This window comes from Luteimonas sp. AC640a (assembly GCF_979256585.1).
In genome coordinates this window covers 123,783-141,903 of the sequence record NZ_CEEDOV010000006.1, presented here as the reverse complement: position 1 = coordinate 141,903, position 18,121 = coordinate 123,783, and the positions used below count along the sequence as shown (strand labels likewise).

Annotated in this window: 16 protein-coding genes; 4 read left to right on the top strand and 12 right to left on the bottom strand. The window is 68.1% G+C overall.

Going from position 1 to position 18,121, the window contains the following annotated elements; translation table 11 throughout:
* Nucleotides 1-576: 576 nt before the first annotated feature.
* Complete coding sequence (locus ACZ9YD_RS04105) at nucleotides 577-2,592, bottom strand: BCCT family transporter (protein WP_465073884.1); 2,016 nt, start codon at nucleotides 2,590-2,592, stop codon at nucleotides 577-579.
* A gap of 132 nt (nucleotides 2,593-2,724) precedes the next feature.
* Nucleotides 2,725-3,798 carry a hypothetical protein gene (locus ACZ9YD_RS04100; RefSeq protein ID WP_465073883.1) on the bottom strand — a complete coding sequence of 358 codons (1,074 nt, stop codon included), beginning with the start codon at nucleotides 3,796-3,798 and terminating at the stop codon, nucleotides 2,725-2,727.
* 346 nt (nucleotides 3,799-4,144) lie between these two features.
* Between ACZ9YD_RS04100 and ACZ9YD_RS04095 the strand changes: the two genes are divergently transcribed.
* The 3 genes from ACZ9YD_RS04095 to ACZ9YD_RS04085 all read left to right on the top strand — a co-directional run bounded on the left by ACZ9YD_RS04095 (nucleotide 4,145) and on the right by ACZ9YD_RS04085 (nucleotide 5,152).
* Complete coding sequence (locus tag ACZ9YD_RS04095) at nucleotides 4,145-4,429, top strand: DUF4031 domain-containing protein (protein WP_465073882.1); 285 nt, start codon at nucleotides 4,145-4,147, stop codon at nucleotides 4,427-4,429.
* An 81-nt stretch (nucleotides 4,430-4,510) separates the two neighbouring features.
* On the top strand, nucleotides 4,511-4,753 hold the full coding sequence (locus ACZ9YD_RS04090) for a DUF3297 family protein (protein ID WP_465073881.1): 243 nt from the start codon (nucleotides 4,511-4,513) through the stop codon (nucleotides 4,751-4,753).
* Nucleotides 4,754-4,777: 24 nt separating this feature from the next.
* A complete protein-coding gene (locus tag ACZ9YD_RS04085; protein WP_465073880.1) occupies nucleotides 4,778-5,152 on the top strand; it encodes a YciI family protein in 375 nt (124 codons plus the stop codon).
* 21 nt (nucleotides 5,153-5,173) lie between these two features.
* Here ACZ9YD_RS04085 and ACZ9YD_RS04080 read toward each other — a convergent pair whose 3' ends face one another.
* The 9 genes from ACZ9YD_RS04080 to ACZ9YD_RS04040 form a co-directional block, all read right to left on the bottom strand.
* Entirely contained in the window at nucleotides 5,174-6,238 is a 1,065-nt protein-coding gene (locus ACZ9YD_RS04080; protein WP_465073879.1) for a diguanylate cyclase, read from the bottom strand.
* Between the two features lie 79 nt (nucleotides 6,239-6,317).
* Nucleotides 6,318-6,896, bottom strand: a complete 579-nt coding sequence (locus ACZ9YD_RS04075) for a YajG family lipoprotein (RefSeq protein WP_465073878.1) — start codon at nucleotides 6,894-6,896, stop codon at nucleotides 6,318-6,320.
* A gap of 195 nt (nucleotides 6,897-7,091) precedes the next feature.
* Nucleotides 7,092-8,393 (bottom strand): DUF58 domain-containing protein, encoded by a 1,302-nt coding sequence (locus tag ACZ9YD_RS04070; RefSeq protein ID WP_465073877.1) that lies wholly within the window; start codon nucleotides 8,391-8,393, stop codon nucleotides 7,092-7,094.
* 190 nt (nucleotides 8,394-8,583) lie between these two features.
* Nucleotides 8,584-9,576, bottom strand: a complete 993-nt coding sequence (locus ACZ9YD_RS04065; RefSeq protein WP_465073876.1) for an AAA family ATPase — start codon at nucleotides 9,574-9,576, stop codon at nucleotides 8,584-8,586.
* Between the two features lie 8 nt (nucleotides 9,577-9,584).
* The gene (locus tag ACZ9YD_RS04060; protein WP_465073875.1) at nucleotides 9,585-10,706 is read right to left on the bottom strand and encodes a DUF4350 domain-containing protein; all 1,122 of its coding nucleotides are present in this window, start codon (nucleotides 10,704-10,706) and stop codon (nucleotides 9,585-9,587) included.
* Nucleotides 10,706-12,319: a DUF4129 domain-containing protein gene (locus ACZ9YD_RS04055; protein ID WP_465073874.1), complete on the bottom strand. Its 1,614-nt coding sequence runs from the start codon at nucleotides 12,317-12,319 to the stop codon at nucleotides 10,706-10,708. Before ACZ9YD_RS04055 ends, ACZ9YD_RS04060 begins: the two co-directional genes overlap by 1 nt.
* On the bottom strand, nucleotides 12,309-13,310 hold the full coding sequence (locus ACZ9YD_RS04050) for a stage II sporulation protein M (protein WP_465073873.1): 1,002 nt from the start codon (nucleotides 13,308-13,310) through the stop codon (nucleotides 12,309-12,311). The genes ACZ9YD_RS04055 and ACZ9YD_RS04050 overlap by 11 nt, the downstream gene beginning before the upstream one ends.
* Nucleotides 13,307-13,990, bottom strand: coding sequence for an RDD family protein (locus ACZ9YD_RS04045; protein WP_232137493.1), 684 nt, complete (start codon nucleotides 13,988-13,990; stop codon nucleotides 13,307-13,309). Before ACZ9YD_RS04045 ends, ACZ9YD_RS04050 begins: the two co-directional genes overlap by 4 nt.
* A gap of 80 nt (nucleotides 13,991-14,070) precedes the next feature.
* Entirely contained in the window at nucleotides 14,071-14,613 is a 543-nt protein-coding gene (locus ACZ9YD_RS04040) for a gamma carbonic anhydrase family protein (RefSeq protein WP_465073872.1), read from the bottom strand.
* A gap of 59 nt (nucleotides 14,614-14,672) precedes the next feature.
* Here ACZ9YD_RS04040 and ACZ9YD_RS04035 point away from each other — a divergent pair, with 59 nt between their 5' ends.
* The gene (locus ACZ9YD_RS04035) at nucleotides 14,673-16,094 is read left to right on the top strand and encodes a coniferyl aldehyde dehydrogenase (RefSeq protein WP_465073871.1); all 1,422 of its coding nucleotides are present in this window, start codon (nucleotides 14,673-14,675) and stop codon (nucleotides 16,092-16,094) included.
* Here the strand turns inward: ACZ9YD_RS04035 and ACZ9YD_RS04030 are convergent.
* The gene (locus ACZ9YD_RS04030; RefSeq protein ID WP_465073870.1) at nucleotides 16,081-18,096 is read right to left on the bottom strand and encodes an LTA synthase family protein; all 2,016 of its coding nucleotides are present in this window, start codon (nucleotides 18,094-18,096) and stop codon (nucleotides 16,081-16,083) included. The genes ACZ9YD_RS04035 and ACZ9YD_RS04030 overlap by 14 nt on opposite strands.
* Between the last annotated feature and the right edge of the window lie 25 nt (nucleotides 18,097-18,121).

The window sequence follows — 18,121 nt, the reverse complement described above, 5'->3', positions numbered from 1 at the left end:
AGACGGTTTTGCTTACTTTTGCCAAGACAAAAGTAAGCCGCGCGACAGCGCGGAAGCCCTGTACTTGATCTTCGCTCCTGCGGTTGATTCTTTTTTGATCGGAACATCAAAGTCGCAAAGCGACGAGCGGAGAAGCGCAAGCAAGTGCAGGGCTTTCGCCCGCTGCGCGTGCGAGTCCCTTTTGGCTGGACCCAAAAGGAACCAAAAGGTCCCTTCGCCGGACGCGATCCGCCGCGATAAAGCCGCGGCGGTCCCCTGTGCTTCTCGGACGACGGGGCACGCAGCCCAAACTCGCTACGCTCAGACACGGGCTGCTCTTCGACCCCGCCGCCCTGCGATGCTCGGCTCGCTTTACGGCTCGATTCAAGTCAAAAGCTGGAAGCCAAAGCCAAAGCAGAAGCAGAAGCAGAAGCAGAAGCAGAAGCAGAACAAGCCGACGCCTCAGCATCCATCGAATCGCAAAAAAGAAAAGGCCGCGTGCGAACACGCGGCCTTTCCCGATCAGGTCCACCTGACGCGTGATGTCATAGCGCCAGCCAGCGCCTCCGATGCATCCGCACCCGAGGCCTCACGTCCTCAACGCACGACGTTGAGGAAGTGCATGTGGCGCTGGTACTGGTCGAGCACGTCATGGATCAACTCGTCCTTGCGCCAGCCCATCACGTCATAGTCCTGACCGCCTTCGCGCAGGTGCACTTCGGCGCGGAAGAACTTGTCGTCGTCGCTACGCTTGCGGCGCGGATCCTGCAACACGAATGTCGGCGGCTCGTACGGAATCGGACGCACCGAATAGAAGAAGTCCATTTCGGCGCCGTGTCCGACCTCGACCCAGACCCGTCCGTCCTCGCCGTCTTCGACGCGGACCTCGAGATTCTGCTTGCGCAGCTCCGCGGCCACGTCTTCCAGCGCGGGCCGCACCTGGTCCGACAGGAACGCGAGCACTTCCTTGCGAGGCGGGTTGTGCGACAGCGCGCGCAAGCGCACCTTCCAGTCGCCACCGCCACCAATGCCGACCGGTGCGATGCGTGCATCACGCATGCTGTTGCGCTTGACCACCTCGAGCCGCATCGCCCGCACCATGCCCCAGCACATCAGGATCATGACCACGGTGAACGGCAACGCCGAAGCGATCGTGCCGGCCTGCAGCGCACTCAGCCCACCGGCGATCAACAACGCGATGGCGATCGCGCCGACCAGCAATGCCCAGAAGATCCGCTGCCAGACCGGTGATTCTTCCTCGCCCTTCGACGACAGCATGTCGATCACCAGGGCACCGGAGTCGGCCGAGGTCACGAAGAAGATCACCACCAGCAGGGTCGCGATACCCGACGTCAGCGTCGACAGCGGGTAGTCCTCGAGGAACTGGAAGATCGCCACCGAACTGTCTGCCGACACCGCCGTCACCAGCTGGGTCGAGCCTTCCACCATCACCTGATAGAGCGCGCTGTTGCCGTAGATCGTCATCCACAGGAACGTGAAGCCCAGCGGCACCAACAGCACACCGACGACGAACTCACGGATCGTGCGGCCACGCGAGATGCGCGCGATGAACATGCCCACGAACGGGGACCACGCGATCCACCAGCCCCAGTAGAACAGCGTCCAACCACCCAGCCATGTCGGCTGCTGGTCGTAGGCGTAGAGATTGAACGTCATCGAGAACACGTTCGAGATGTACATGCCGGTGTTCTGTACGAACGCCTGCAGCAGATACACCGTGGGGCCCATGACCAGCACGAACGCCAGCAGCGCGACCGCCAGGATCATGTTGAGTTCCGACAACCTGCGCACGCCGCGGTCGAGCCCGGTGAACACCGAACCCGTCGCGATGAGCGTGATCACCGCGATCAGGATCACCTGCGTGGTGGTGCTGACGGTGACATCGAACAGGTAGTTCAGGCCCGAATTGATCTGGATCACGCCCAGGCCCAGCGACGTCGCCAGACCGAAGATCGTGCCGAGCACGGCGAACGTATCGACCGCGTGGCCGATCGGGCCATAGATGCGGTCACCGATCAGCGGATACAGCGACGAGCGGATGCGCAGCGGCAGGCCGTGACGGTAGGCGAAGTACGCCAGCGACAACGCGACCACGGCATAGATTGCCCACGCGTGGATGCCCCAATGGAAGAACGTGATGCGCATCGCCTGACGCGCGGCCATCACCGTTTCCGCATCCCCGACCGGTGGATCGGCGTAATGCATGATCGGCTCGGCCACACCGAAGAACATCAGACCGATGCCCATGCCCGCAGCGAACAGCATCGCGAACCACGTCACGTAGCTGTAATCGGGCGTGCTGTGATCGGGGCCCAGCTTCAGGCGGCCGAAACTGCTGACCGCCATGCCGATGATGAAGACCAGAAAGCCGGCGACCGCGAGGATCGTGAACCAGCCTGCATCTTCCGCAACCCACGCCTTGGCCGCGTTGAACGCGGACTCCGACGCTTCGGGCGCAACGAAGGACAACACGACCAGCGCCAGAATGATCAGCGCGGATGGATAGAAGACGGGGCCGAGAATGCGCGAATGCCAGGTGTCTGGCGTCGCCGCCTCCGGCGTTGCGCCTGGGCGCGAGTTGGGTTCGTTCATGCCTTTTCCTTGGGAAGGGGACGGGCGACGCCGCCTTGCAGACTGCCGCAGGGCGGTGGACATCCGGTGAAACACGTCAGGGCCGGAGCGGCGGTGACGCGCAATGCGCCGGGCGCAGCGCCCGGCCGTGGATCAGAAGTAGAAGCCGACGTTGACGTTGAGCCGCGAATGCCAGCCGTCGTTGGCCGGGTCGCGCACGCCGATGCCGGGGCCACCGGCGAACCACATGTTCTTGCCCGCGATCCAGTCGACGTAGGTCAGCATCACACCCTTGCCGAAGCTGCAGCCGGTGACGTTCTGGATCGAATCACGCAGGCCCGGATCATTGCCGACCGGCAACGTGGCGCTGGCGTTGTTGTAGCAGGTGATGCTGTCGAACCAGCCGGTGCGCTGCACGTCATAGGCGACGTTGAACGTCGGCACGTCGGCCTGCGATGCGATCTCGAACGGGAACATGAAAGCCGACATCGCGATGCGCGATTCCGGATTGTCGTAGCGGTAACGCGCCCACTGCGCCTGCAGCGTCAGCGGCCCGCGGACCCACTGGCCGTGCACGGCGCCGCCGGTGTGATCGTGCTTGCCGCCGTCGATGCGGTTCTCGATGCGACCGGCGAATGCCGAGGCACCCCACGTCGTTTCCCAGCCGTTCGCTTCGCTGGTGTGCTCGTAACGCACGATGCCGCGTTCGCGCTCGCGATACGGCAGATCTTCGGTCGTGGCGACGTCGAACGAATAGCGGTCGAAATTCGCACCGGTGCCGTACTCGTCGCCGGCGAAGACGCCCGCATGCCACTGGTGCGCACCGGATTGCCGCTGCCACACCACGCCGAGGTCGTAATCATCCTCGAGGCCCAGGTAGTAGCCGGAACCGAACCAGAAGCTGTGCGAGGCCGTGGGCAGCAGACCGAACGGCACCTGCTGGATACCGGCGCGGATGTCGGAGGTCGCGCCATCACTGCCGTCTTCGAGCTTCCAGCCCGCGTAGGCGTGGTGCACGGCGTCGAATCCGTCGTACCAGCGGTACTGCAGCGAGAAGAATGCCGGGCCGGCGTTGCCGCGGGCGTCGATGCGGGCGAGTTCAGGCTCGAAGCCACTGCTCGGCCCGTAGTCGAGCCACCCGTAATTGAAGCGGACCGCGCCGCCAAGTTCGAAACCAGGTGCTTCGTCGGTACTTTCCTGCGCCGACACTGCGGGCGCCGCAGCCACGAACACACTACACAACAACCATTTGAAACCGCGCGAAATCACGACGGGTCGGCCCTCCTCGATTAACTCGTTATTACAATGCAGACCGACCATCTTAACGATTTCTGCACGAACCCCCAAATTCACGAAGTGTCGAAACTGCAGAAAACGGCTTGAAAACGGGGGTTCTCACACGTCCATAAACATGCAACGCGCACGCGCCTCCATTCGCCGGACGAAACATCTGCAGGCGAAGGCACGGCGGAGAGAAAAATGTGATGGCCGGGCGCAAAGCCCGATGCATGCGTCGCCACATGCGCCGGCTATGATTCATGAACGGCGATGATGCCGATGTGCAGGCCCGTTCATGACCGTCTACGTCGACGATGCGGTCCACCCCTGGCGCGGCGAGCGCTGGGCGCATCTGCTCGCCGACACACTTGACGAACTGCATGCCTTCGCCGCCCTGCTCGGCATGCCGCGGCGCGCGTTTCAGGACCGCACCAGCGGCGCGCATTACGACGTCACCGCGGCGATGCGCACACGTGCCATCGCACTGGGCGCTCTGCCGATCTCGCGTCACCACGACCGCGCGCTGGTCCGCGCGGTGATCGCGAACGCGCGCCGGCAGGGGCGCGGCGAGGCGCCGTAAGTCACGCGATCGATCCCGCAGGTGAAGCCTGCACGCACCGGCGGTATCCTGCGCGCAGTTTCCACATCCCATTCCGACGCCATGACCGATGCACCGCCCGACCATCTCTCCAACGATCCGCGCAGCCCGCACTACAACGAAGCCGCGATGAATCGCGGCATCGGTATCCGCTTCAACGGCAACGAGCGTCGGGACGTGGAGGAGTACTGCGTCAGCGAAGGCTGGATCCGTGTCGCTGCCGGCCGTGCGCTTGATCGCCGCGGCCAGCCGCTGACGGTCAAGCTGCGCGGCACCGTGGAACCCTACTTCCATCTGGAAGCCTGAGCTGCCCATCCGAGGACGCGCACGATGCAGTACCTGCTGCTGATCTACACCGACGACACCCTGCTCGACGGTCTGGCCGAGGGCGAGTACGACACGATGATGCGCGGCTGCCTGCAGCACGCCGATGCACTGCAGGCCGAAGGCACATTGCTCGGCTTCCAGCAACTCGAACACGCGAGCACTGCGAAGACCGTGCGTGCGCGCGGTGGCCGCACGCAGGTGTTCGACGGACCTTTTTCCGAGACCAAGGAAATGCTGGCCGGCTTCAACCTGATCGAGGCCGACAGCGAAGAAGAGGCGCTGCGCATCGCGGGCGAGTTCCCGTGGGCGCGCACGGGCAGCATCGAAGTCCGCGCGGTGCGCGATGTCGGCCTGGTCCGCACGCGCGTGGGTGCCTGAATCACGCCACCCTGCGTCGGATCAGATCTGCACGCGGTTGCGGCCCGAGGCCTTGGCCGCGTAGAGCGCGCGATCGGCGGCCTCGAGCAGCGCCCGGGAATCGCGTGTGTCTTCTGGCCCCGATACCACGCCCCCGACACTCACGGTGACCACCTGCGCCAGTGACGATGCCGGGTGCGGCAGTCCCAGCGCTTCGATACCACCGCGCAACGCCTCCGCCGCGCGCCATGCGCTGCCCGCGTCGTGACCGGGCAACAACACCGCAAACTCCTCGCCGCCGAACCTTGCCGCCAGGCCATCGGCGTTCGCCGCAGCCGCCGCGCAGACGCCCGCAATCGCGCGCAGGCATTCGTCGCCGTGCAGATGCCCCATCGCATCGTTGAGTGCCTTGAAGTAATCGGCGTCCGCCAGCAGCAGCACCATGGGCTGCCCGGCTGAGCGCAGGCGCCGCAACATTGCCTCGAGTGCCTGGTCGAACGCGCGCCGGTTCGCGATACCGGTCATGCCATCCACCATCGACATCTGTTGCAGCCGCACATTGGCATCCTCGAGCGCCGCCGCGAGGCGTGCGAGATGGATCGCGCCTGCGATCTGGTCGCCGATCGCATCGAAGGCCTCGCGCATGTCGGCATCGAAGAACGCGGAATCCGCGCTCTCGATGTTGAGCACGCCATGCAGGCGCGTGCGATGCCGGATGGGCACCAGATACTCCGAGCACACTGCGCTGTTGCCGGCGAGATAGTCCGCGTCCGCACTGACATCGACAATGAGTTGCGGGGTACCCAGCCGCGCACAGCGACCCGCTGCGCCGCGATCGAGCGGCCAAGGCCAGGTCACCGGTGACAGGTCGAACGTGCCAGCCGAGACCTCCTGTACAAACGCTTCGCCGGCCTCGTCGAGCAGGATGATGCTGACCACCGCGACCGGCAGTTCGGCAGCGAGCACATTGACGATGCGCTGCATCACGCCGTCGAGCGCCTCATCCTGCAGGGCTTCGCGCGACACGCGCGCCAGGATGCGTTGCAGCGGCGCGCGACCAACCTCGCCGGCGTGTCCGGAACCCGTCGCTGCGTCCTGCTTTCCCATCACGTTCTCCCGGCCTGCGGCCAGGACAGCGTACCGCCCCCGCGCACTGCCCGCCGGTCGATGGTCAGGCCGTACGCGGTCAGTCGCCGCGCGCCTCGGCGACGATCTGGTCGGTGATCGCCTGCACCTGCTTCACCGTCATCGGCGCGAAGACGCCCTGCCACGCGCTCGACGCGGTGTCGTAGGTGCGCGTCGCCGCGACCTTGCCGCCGGGCACTTCGACGAACTGTGCGCTGGCCTTGATGTGCGCATTGCCGGTCATCACGCCGAGGCCGTAGCGCGCGCCGGTGGACACGTAGCGGAAGCTGTCGACGCGCACCACCACGAACACACCCGGCGGATCCAGCGACGCCGGGCGGCTGTCGCGCACGCTGCCCTGGATGCCGGCCGCGGTGGCGGACGTGCGGATCGCATCGTTCCACAGCGCGCGGAAATCCGCCCAGTCCTCCTGCGCACGCGCGGTGTCGCTGCCTTCGATCACCAGCACGACCTGGCGCACGTCGCCATTGATCGCAACCGGATCGACCGGTGCTGCCACGGGTCTCTGGACCGTCGCCGCGCATGCGGACAACAGCGCGACGGCGGAGAGCAGAGCGAACGCACAGAGCATCCGCGGCAGGCGCGGCGCGGACAGGAACGCTGGGGTCGGGGTGTGCATGGCAAGGCCTCGTCGGATGGCTGGCATCGCGGCGCCGGACCATACCCCCTGCGCAGCGTCCGGTGCGCGCAGGCTGTTTCTAACGGGGATTCCATTCAGTGCAGGTGAAAGGGCCCCGAGGCTTTGCGCCTTCCCCTGCTTGCGGGGGAAAGCGCGCTCGCGCGCGCACGAGTCCCTGCCACTCAGGCCAGGCGTCTACAGCAACCCGTCCCGCTTCACTGCCAGATAGCGTTCCACCAGCGCCGAAGGCAGTTCTTCACCGGTCACGTCGAGCACCGTGATGCGATGGTTGCGCAGCGCGTCGTGCGCGGCTTTGCGCTGGGCGAGGTAGCGGGCGGTGGCGCCGGCGCGGATTGCGTCGTCGTGGTCGCGGACTTCGGTCGACAGCACCTCGTCGAGGGCGCGCTCGCGCAGCGACGCGACGATGACCAGATGCCGCTTCTGCAGCATGCGCACCGCGGCCAGCACGTCCTCGATGTCCTCGTCGCGCAGATTGGTCACCAGCATCAGCAGTCCACGGCGACGCTGGCGCAGCGACAGTTCGGTCGCGGCGGCGAGATAGTCGGTGGCGACCGGCTGCGGCTGCAGGTCGTGGCTGATGCGCAGCAGGGTGTCGACCGCGCCCATGCCGCGCTGTGGGGCCATCCAGCGGCTTTCGCCGCCGGTTGCGAACAGCCCGACGGCGTCGCCCTGGCGCAGCGCGAGATACGACACGACCAGCGCGGCATCGAGCGCATGGTCGAAATGCGACAGCGTGCCGTCCTGGGCGAGCATGCGGCGGCCGGTATCGAGCACGACGACGAGCTGCTGGTTCTTCTCGTCCTGGTACTCGCGCGAAATCAACTTGCGTGCGCGCGAACTGGCCTTCCAGTCGATCTGGCGCAGGCTGTCGCCGACGCGGTACTCGCGCATCTGGTGGAAATCCGTGCCCTCGCCGCGACGGCGCTTGATGTGCGCGCCCACCAGTCGCGACGCACGGTCGGCACTGAGCAAAGCGAAGCGCGTCAGCGGTGCGAAGTTCGGGAACACGCGCACCTGGTGGCGCGTGCCGGCGTCGCGACGCTGCCGCCACAGCGCGAGCGGCGAACGCAGTCGCAGCTGCACGCCGTCGAACACCGCCGCGCCGCGCACGTCGGGCTGCAGGGTGTAGTCGACGCGCGACACGGTGTCCGGCGTCAATCGCAGGCGTCGCGGCAGGCCATCGACACGCCAGCCCGGCGGATGCAGATCGAAGACCTCGAGATGCTGGACTTGTGGGCCACCCTCGATCTGCAGCGACACCGGTCGTGCGATGCCGATCGGCCAGGCCTCGGCCATCGTGCGCACGACATCCGGTGTCGGGCGCCGCAGCAGCAGCACGAGATCGAGGATCGACAGCAGCAACAGCGCCGTGCCGAACACGTTCCAGGGCAGCACCGCCGCAGGCCACAGCGATGCGGCGACGCCGCCCAAGCCCCAGACGACGAGCATCACGACGAGGGCGATCGTCGGCCTCATGTGGGGCGGCTCGGGTGCCAGAGTCGCGACCGGCGCGAACCCTGTTCAAGGCCCGCCCGATTGCGCGTGGCTGAGCGCCGAACGCGCAGCGCACACGCGGCAGTCGATCGCTGGGGCCGCCATCCTGCGATTCCTTCCGGCCAGCGCACGCACGCCGGTTGGCACGCGCAGACGGATGTTGCGCGGGTGCTCACTTGCGCGGCGCTTCCACGCGCGCGAGCAGCGCCTGCAGCACCTGGTCGGCGTCCTGGCCTTCGATCTGCAGTTCCGGCGCGAGCGCGATGCGATGGCGCAGCGCCGGCGTCGCGATCTCGCGGATGTCGTCGGGTGTCACGAAATCGCGGCCCGACAGCACCGCCTGCGCACGCGCTGCGCGTACCAGCGCCAGACTGCCGCGCGGTCCGGCACCGAGCGCGATGCCCGGCCATTTGCGCGTCGCAGCGGTGATGCGCACCGCGTAGTCGATCACCGCCGCGTCCACGACCGTCGCGGCGGTACCCTGCTGCAGCGCGACGATTTCGCCCGGCTGCAGCACGGTCGCGAGTTGCGACAGATCGAAATCCGCCGCGACCTTGCCGGTGCTGATCGCGGTGACCATCGCGACTTCATCGGCATGTTCGGGATAGTCGATCAGCACCTTGAGCAGGAAGCGGTCGAGCTGCGCTTCGGGGAGCGGATAGGTGCCTTCCTGTTCGACCGGATTCTGCGTGGCCAGCGTCATGAACGGCGGCGGCAGCTCGAAGCTGTGGCCTTCGATGGTGACCTGCTGTTCCTGCATCGCTTCGAGCAGCGCGGACTGGGTCTTGGCCGGCGCGCGATTGATCTCGTCGGCCAGCAGCAGATTGGTGAAGATCGCGCCGCGACGGACCACGAAGGTCTCGCTCTTGGTGTCCCACACCGCGTGACCGCTGACGTCGCTGGGCATCAGGTCGGGCGTGAACTGCACGCGCGCGAAGTTGCAGCCGAGCACCGCCGACAGCGCGCGCACCAGCAGCGTCTTGCCGAGGCCGGGCACGCCTTCGATCAGCACATGGCCGCCGGCGAGCAGCGCGACGAGAATCTGGTCGAGCACTTCGGGCTGGCCGATGAAGGCCTTGGAGACTTCGTTCCGGACAGCGGCGACGCGCGCGGCGAGGGCGTCGCCGGTGATCGGTGCGGACGGGGGCACGGGCAGTTCGGTCATGGTCGGGCTCACAGGTGGTTGCGCATCTGGATCAGTCGGGCAATGCGCTGGCGGAACGCCGTCGCATCATCGGGTCGGGGCGCCTGCAAGGCGTTGCGGACATCGCGCGGTGACAGGCCGGTACGCGCGGCGATGGCCTCGATGCCGGCCTCGCCTTCGAGCGCGGCGGCGAGCGGATCGCGTCGGCGCAGGCGATCGAGGAATGCAGCGCGCACCGCGTCGTAGAGCAACGGCGCGCGGCCGTAACGCACAAGGTGTTCGCCGCTCGCGGTCACATGTTCAAGCAGGGCGCGACGCGCGACCGGGGGCGCCGGCAACACCGGGCCCAGCCGCTGCGTGCGCATCCACAACCACGCGAGCAGGGCCAGCAACAGGGGCCCCCACGCCATCCAGCCTCGGGTGAGGATCTGGTACCACAGCGGCGGCACGCTGGCGGCGTACACCAGATGCACGGTGCCCGCGCCCCAGTTCGGTGCCAACAGTTGCCGGGTCAGCAGCGCATGCGGCACTTCGCGCAGATCTGCGTTGCGCATGAAATCGAAATCGGCCAGCACGTCGACCCGCCCGACTCCGTACGCCAGTCGTGCGAAGACGAGACCATTCTCGTCGTCACCCCACTCGAGCAGCGGCGCCGCATCCACCAGAAACCGGCGCCCGTTGCAGAACTCGACATGGCCGCCCTGTCCGGTCACCAGCAGCGGTTCGCACTGCGTGCGCAGACCGGCGGTGTGCACGCCGAGCCGCGCCATCAGATCCGACGGACGCGCGTTGCCGGCCTGACGGCGCGGCAAGGGGGTGCGCACCAACAAGTGCCCACCCTGCTTGACCCAGTCGAGCAACACCTCGACTTCCGACGGCAGCAGTGTGCCCGGTTCGCTGTAGAGCAGCACGGTGTCGCGCGGCGCCAGCGGCACGCTGGAGAGTTGCAGGCGCTGGCGCGAACGCGCGTCCACGCCATCGGCGCGCAGCGTTTCGCGCAACGCGTACAGCGGGTTGTAGGCGGCCTCGCCGCGCGGCGGCAGATCGACGGTGTCGGACACGCGCTCATGCGTGTGCAGGAACCAGGCGACGGCCAGCGCAATGATCAGCGCGCCGAGTGCGGCGAGTGCGATGCGGGTGGGCCAGCGCATCAGGCAGACCATCCGAAACGCGGCGCGAGACGCGCCAGCAGCGCATCCAGGCCGGCATCATCCGGCAGCCGCTGGCCGTAGGCGGCGCGCTGCCAGATACGCACCATCTCGGCGAACGCATCGCGGTCTTCGGCATCGGGTAGGCGCCGTGATGCGCGCAGGACCTGCGCCTCGGTCGCGCCAGGCACCAGGGTCACGCCGGCGCGCGTGACCATCGCCTCGACGCCGCCGCGATACAGCAGCGCCAGCGCGCGACGATGCCGACCCTCGGCCCACAGGCGACGCACTTCGGATACCAGGTCCGCCGGCAGGGCTTCGGGCTGTGGCGGCGCGGCCTCGACGACGATCTCATTCGGCGCGCGCACCGGCCCCAGCGTGTCGCGCATCCACGGCCACCAGCGGCGCGCAGTCCAGGCGAGCACGCCGACGACGATCGCGAGCACGAGCCACAGGCCGTATTCGGCGATCAGCGCGAAGACCTGTCCGATCGCGGCCAGCAGACCGGTGTTCGGCGTCGGGCGCGCCGTGTCATCGTCCTTCTCGTCGTCGGCGCCCTTGCGCTGCCAGCGCATGACCTCGCGCTTGTTGTCGAGCAGCGGATCCGCATACGCACGTTCGATCGCGCGCTGGAACGCGGCGCCGTCCTTGAGGCGTCCGAAGACCTGCGGGAGCGTCGGCGCCTGCGCCGCATCGTCCTGCGCGACGTCCTGCTTGCGTTCGCCAGGCCGCCAGGTCTTGGTCGGATTGATTTCGCGCGTGCTGTCGTCACCGGCGGTCGCCGGATCCTGCGCGTGTCCGGACACTGGCGCGAGCAGCAGGCCGGCGAGCAGCAGGCCGACCACCAGCGTCGCTGCCGGCGCCAGACGTGCGCGCAGACGCCGGAACGCGATCTCCAGATCCCAGGCTTCCAGCTGCGTGCGACGGTTGAGATACAGGCCGAACCCGGCGCCGATGTAGAACGGCTCGACCAGCCCGATCGCCATCCAGAACGCGAGATTGCCCAGCACCTGCACCCAGCGCGGCGGCTGTTCGGAGATCAACGCCCACATCGCGCGTGCCGATTCGGACAGCAGTTCGGTCGGTACGAACATCAGCACCAGCGTGGACAGCGACAGCAGCAGCGCGATCACGAACAGCTGGCAGATCACGGTCAGCAGCAGCGCATGTCCGCCGATGCCGTCGGCGAGCAGACGTCGCCGCTGCGCGAGCGGCGCGCCCGACAGGCCTTCGAGCAGGTCCACCGGCAGCGTCGCCGCGCGCCAGGGACTGAAACGGCGCCAGGTCAGATGGCCGATCAGCGGCCGCCAGCCCCAGCGCCATTGCGCATCGAGGGTCGCGCGCATGCCCGGCGCCGCGCCGAACACCGCGCGCGACAGTACGAACAGCGGCACGCGATCGAACACCGGCTTGAGCCACCACAACAGCAGCGCGGACAGCCACAGGTGGTCGATCGCCCAGCCCAGCGCGTTGAGCACGACGAACACCGGCAGCCCGAGCAGCAGCGACGGCCCCCAGATCGCGAGCGCGTGGCGGCGCACCAGCGCGTTGCCGAGCTCCATCGCTTCCCAGGCGGTGCGCGGTCGCAGTTCCACCTGCACGGTCTCAACGCGCATCGACCACTCCGCGTCCGCCGCGCCACAGCCACAGCCCGGTCAGCAGCCACAGGCCACCACCGACACCGAACTTGATCGGATCGGGAATCGCGCCGGTCGACGACCAGAACGCTTCGACGAACGCGGCGAAAACCAGCATGAAGAGGATGCCCAGACACAGCCGGCCACCGTCGCGACCCGCCTGCACCAGCGCATCGACGCGGCGCAGCTGACCCGGCGCGACCAGCGCGAGTCCGAGCCGCAGACCACCGGCACCGGCGATGACGATCGCGGTGAGTTCCGGCGCCGAATGGCCGACGACGAAGCGCCAGAACGGCCCGCCATGGCCGATTGCCTGCAGATGTCCGGCGACCGTGCCGATGAACACCCCGTTGAAGATCAGCACGAAGATCGTACCGACACCGGCAAGCAGACCGCTGGCGAAGGTGCGGAAGCCGATGCTGACGTTGTTCCAGATGTAGTAGCCGAACATCTCCATGTCGCTCTGGCTCTCGCGCGCGAAACGCTCGGCCGCGCGAGTCGGGTCGTACATGCCCTCCATCTGCGCCAGCTGCTCGGGCGACATCACCCCGTAGGCGAGTTCCGGCCACTGCTGGATCAGCACGAACATCAGCACCAGCGGCACCGCGAACAGCACCAGCGCAGCCCACAGACAACCGCGTTGCGCGCGGACCAGGCGCGGGAAGTCGGCGAGCAGGAACCACAGCGCGCGGCGCCACGGCGGCGGCGGCGGGCGATACAGCACGTTGTGGCCGCGCTGCATCAGCGCCTGCAGCCGCGCAGTGACCTGCGGGCTGTAGCCACGCCGGCGTGCGAGTGCCTGCTGCTGGCACAGACGGCGATAGCGCGAGGGTACGTCCTCGTCGACCAGTCCGTCCCAGTCGCGCCGCGTCGCACGCGCGCGCCGCGGACTGCCCTCGCGCGCATCGAGCCAGCGCTCGAAGGCGTCCCACTCGGGTTCGTGACGGGCGACGAAGGCGTCCTGCCTCATGCGCGTCGCCCCAGCAACCAGTTGGCCACGCCCAGCAATCGCAGCACGCCGGTTTCGCCGCGTGCACCGGTGACCGGCGTCGCGATGTCGGCCAACTCCTGCTGGCGCTCGCCGGTCAGCGCGTGCGCGCGTTCGGCGAATGCGATCACCGCGATCTGCTCGTGCGCCTGCAACGGCGCGGCCGGTGCCTGCGGCGCGATCTGCAACGCGTCGATGCGCGTGCGCTCGCGTGGTGCATGGATCACCAGCGTGCCGGCGACCATGTCGCCGAGCCGCCGGCTCCAGGGATCGGCGAGGCTCGCGACCAGACCGGCGCCGTAGCCGAAGGGCAGCATGTCGACGGTGCGCATCAGATTGCGCACGAAGCTCGCCATCCAGCCAATCGGCGCGCCGTCGGCCGATACCACCCGCAGGCTCAGCGCGCGCTTGCCCGGCGTCTGCCCGCCGTACAGCGCTTCGAACACCACCGGATAGCCCCAGAACACGACGAACAGCACGATCATGTACAGGCCCGAGCCGAACTTGCCGAGCATGCCGAGCACGATCGAGATCGCCATCAGCAGCGCGCCGCGGATCGCCAGGTCGATCAGCCACGCGACTGCGCGCGGCACCGGGCCGGCGGCCGGCAGGCGCAGCGCGACGCCCTCGGGCGTGTGGACCTCGCGGACCGTATCGAGCATCAGGCGCCGCGGCTCCGTGCGGTCATGCGCGAATGCGCGTCGTCCCTGTGCGTCATGCGTCGTGCCTGCCCCTGCGCTGCTCAGCCCGCCAGCGCGGCGAGGTATTCGTCCTTGAGACGCACGTAGTGCGCGGCGCTGTAGTACAGGCCTTCGATCTGCGCATCGTCGAGCTTGCGCACGCATCGCGCCGGATTGCCGACCCACAGCTCGCCTTCGCCGACCACCTTGCCCGGTGACACCACCGCGCCTGCGGCCACGAACGCGTGCTTCTGCACCACTGCGCCGTCGAGCACCAGCGCGCCCATGCCGATCAGCGCCGCGTCCTCGATCGTGCAGGCGTGGATCACCGCCTTGTGGCCGATGGTGACGTCGCTTCCGATCAGCGTCGGGAAACCGCCGCGCTTGGCATGTGGGCCGGCGTGGCTGACATGGATCACGGTGCCGTCCTGCACGCTGGTGCGCGCGCCGATGTGCACATGGTTCACGTCGCCGCGGATCACCGTCGCTGGCCACACCGACACGTCGTCACCGAGCACGACATCGCCGATGACCGTCGCCGCCGGGTCCACATAGACGCGTGCGCCGAGGCGCGGGGCGGTGTTCCGATAGGGTCTCAAGTCCATCGCCGGAGTCTACCTGCGGCCCTGCCGGAATGCCGCGACGCCGACGCTACACTGCGGCGATGGACACCGCCCCGACCGATTCGACACCCGCCGCGACGCCGGTCGCCGACCTGCGACCGACCCTCGATGCCTTGCGCGCAGCCTGGCGCAGCCGTCGCCCGGATGCCGCGCAGCGCCGCGACGACCTCGCCCGTCTGCGCGCCGCATTCGCGCGACGCCTGGACGAGATGGCCGATGCGATCTCGGCCGACTTCGGCCATCGCGCGCGTTCCGAATCGCTGATCGCCGACGGCATGACCGTGCTGTCGGAGATCGATGCACTGCGCCGCCATCTGCGTGGCTGGATGCGACCGCGCCGGGTCGGCGCCGGCTGGAAGCTGTGGCCAGCACGCGCCGAAGTGCGACCGGTGCCGCTGGGCGTGGTCGGCGTCATCGCGCCATGGAACTACCCGGTGAATCTGGCGCTGATTCCACTGGCGACCGCGATCGCCGCCGGCAACCACGTCTATCTCAAGCCGTCCGAACACACGCCACGCAGCAGCGCGTTCCTGCGCTCGCTGCTGGCCGAAGTCTTTCCGCCTGACCGCGTCGCCGTCGCGCTGGGCGATGCCGACATCGGCGCTGCGTTCGCCGGCCTGCCGTTCGACCATCTGGTGTTCACCGGTTCCACCGCGGTGGGCCGCAAGGTCATGGCCGCGGCGGCGCCCAACCTCACGCCGCTGACGCTGGAACTCGGCGGCAAGTCACCGGCGATCGTCTGCCCCGGCTATCCACTCGACAAGGCTGCATCGCGGCTGGTCACCGGCAAGCTGTTCAACGCCGGCCAGACCTGCATCGCGCCGGACTACGTACTCGTCGATGCAGCGCGCCGCGACGCGCTACTGGAAGCGCTGCGCTTCGAGGTGCAGACACGCTATGCGGATGCCGGCGCGCGGGCATCGGATTACACGCATATCGTCAGCGACGCGCAGCATGCGCGCCTGACCGGATTGCTCGACGATGCGCGCACCCGCGGCCTGACCGTGCTGCCGCTGCTCAAGGTCGACGGCGCGCGCGCGCTCGCACCCACGCTCATCGTCGAACCCGGCGACGACACCGCGGTCATGCGCGAGGAGATCTTCGGGCCGATCCTGCCGGTACTGTCGTACACCTCGCTGGACGCGGCCATCGCATTTGTCGAAGCCCGCGACCGGCCGCTGGCGCTGTATCCATTCGGCGAACGCGCCCAGGTCGAGGCGATCCTCGCCCGCACCGTCGCCGGCGGCGTGACCGTCAACGACACTCTGCTGCACTTCGCCGCGAACCGCCTGCCGTTCGGCGGCGTGGGCCCCAGCGGCATGGGCGCGTATCACGGCCGCGCCGGCTTCGACGCGATGACCAAGGCGTTGCCGGTGCTGTGGCAGTCGCGCGTCGCGGTCACCGACTGGCTTCGCCCGCCGTACGCGAGGATCGCGAAGCTGGTGGATTTTATGGCGCGCTGACCCGCGGCAGCCCGTACCAGCCGCGCTCGTAGGCCAGCGATCCCCACAGCGCCTGCGCATGCGCCTCGCGTGCAAGCAGCGGCGACAGCGCCGCGGGCTCCAGGCGGCCCTTGCCCGGCACGTAGCGGTACTGGCTGGGCACCTTGTCGGGCTGCAGGACCACCACGTCATCGCCCTGCAGCCACGCGAAATTGCGGTCGTACTGCATCAGCGCGCGACCGGGCAGGCGCATCGCCGGGTCGGCCAGATCGCGTCCGGTCATCGGCGTGGCATCGGCGATGCCGATCAATGACAACAGCGTCGGCCCCAGATCGATCTGGCTGGCGATGCGGTCATCGCGACGCGGCGCGATACCGGCGCCGAGAATCAGACCCGGAATATGGAAGTTGTCGACCGGCACCAGGTCGCGGCCGAAGACGCGCGAGTCGTGATCGGCGACGACGAGAAACACGGTGTCGTTCCAGTAATCGCTCGCCATCGCACGATCGAAGAAGCCGCCCAGCGCGTGGTCGGCGTATTTCGCGGCGTTGTCGCGTGTCTGCAGTGGCTGCTCGAACGGGGTGATGCGGCCGGCCGGAAACTCGAAGGGATCGTGATTGCTGGACGTGAACACGAACCCGAAGAACGGCTTGCCGTCGGCATGCAGGCGCGTGAATTCCGCATCGGCGCGCGTGAACAGATCCTCGTCCGAGACGCCCCAGGAGCCGACGAAGACCGGCGCGCGGTAGTCACGCTGCTCGATCACCCGGCCGAAGCCGTTGCCGAGAAAGAAGCCACGCATGTTGTCGAAATGGCTTTCGCCGCCGTAGTAGAACGTGGTGTCGTAGCCGCGCCGGCGCAGCAGCTCGGCGAGGGTGAAGAAGCCCTGCTGGCTGCGCGCGCGCTTGACCACCGCCTGCGCCGGGGTTGGCGCGAAACCGGCCACCACCGCCTCGATGCCGCGTACCGAACGCGTACCGGTCGCGTACAACCGGTTGAAGGCCCAGCCCTGCTCGCTCAGGCGGTCGTATTCCGGCGACAGCGGCCGCCCACCGAGGCTGCCGATGAACTGCGCGCCGAGGCTTTCCTCCAGCACGATCACCAGGTTTCTGGGCTTGCCGCGCCACACCGGCGTGCGTGCGGCGAGCGTCGGCCGTGCCGGGTCGGTAAAGGCCGACGCGGGCAGACCTGTGCCCGCGCGCACCGCGGCGACGACTGTGTCTGCCGGCAGCGCGCCGTACAGGGATCCGGCAGTCTCCTCGTGCTGCAGCCAGTCGTGCATCGCGAACGCCAGCGAGTAGAACGAGTTCAGCGGCAGCGCATTGACCGTGGGATTGGTACTGAAGGCCAGCATCGCCGGGTTCATCGGCCTGTGGCCCAGCGTCGAGCGCACACCGAGCGCGCCGAGGCCGAGCACCAGCACCGCGAGACCCAAGCGCAGCAGCGCCCCCCCGACCGGCGTCGGACGTGCCGGCCACCAGCGTCGCGCGAGCCGCAGGCTGGACCAGGCTGCGGCCGCGGTCAGCAACAGCACGGCGATGCATTCGAGTGGTCGCCCTTCGATGAGCATCGACAGTACTTCACGCGGGTAGATCAGGTACTCGACGAACACGCGATCGGGCCGCAGACCGTACTCGCGCATGAAACCGGGCGTGGCGAGCTCGAGCCAGACCAGCAGCGTCATCGCGACCGCGAGCCAGCCCAGCGCCACGCGCCGTACCCAGCGTGCGTCGTAGATCGCGGCGGGCAGCAGCAGCAGCACGATCGCCAGCGGCGCGAACAGCAGGCACAGGCTGGCGACGTCGACGCGTAGCCCCTGCGTGAGCACCGGGACCCAGCCGTCCACCTCGCCCACCGCCGCCCGCTGCCAGATCGCCAGTCCCAGCCGCGACAGGCCCAGCACGAGGAGACCAAGCAAACCCATGCGCAGCACCGGCTTCAGGCGCGCCATCGCATTCCGCAGCGTCATGTCCAGATCCACGCGCCGCGCCATCCGCGGCCTGTACAGGATCGACCCGGACATGTCGGAAGCCTGTCGGAACGCGGCC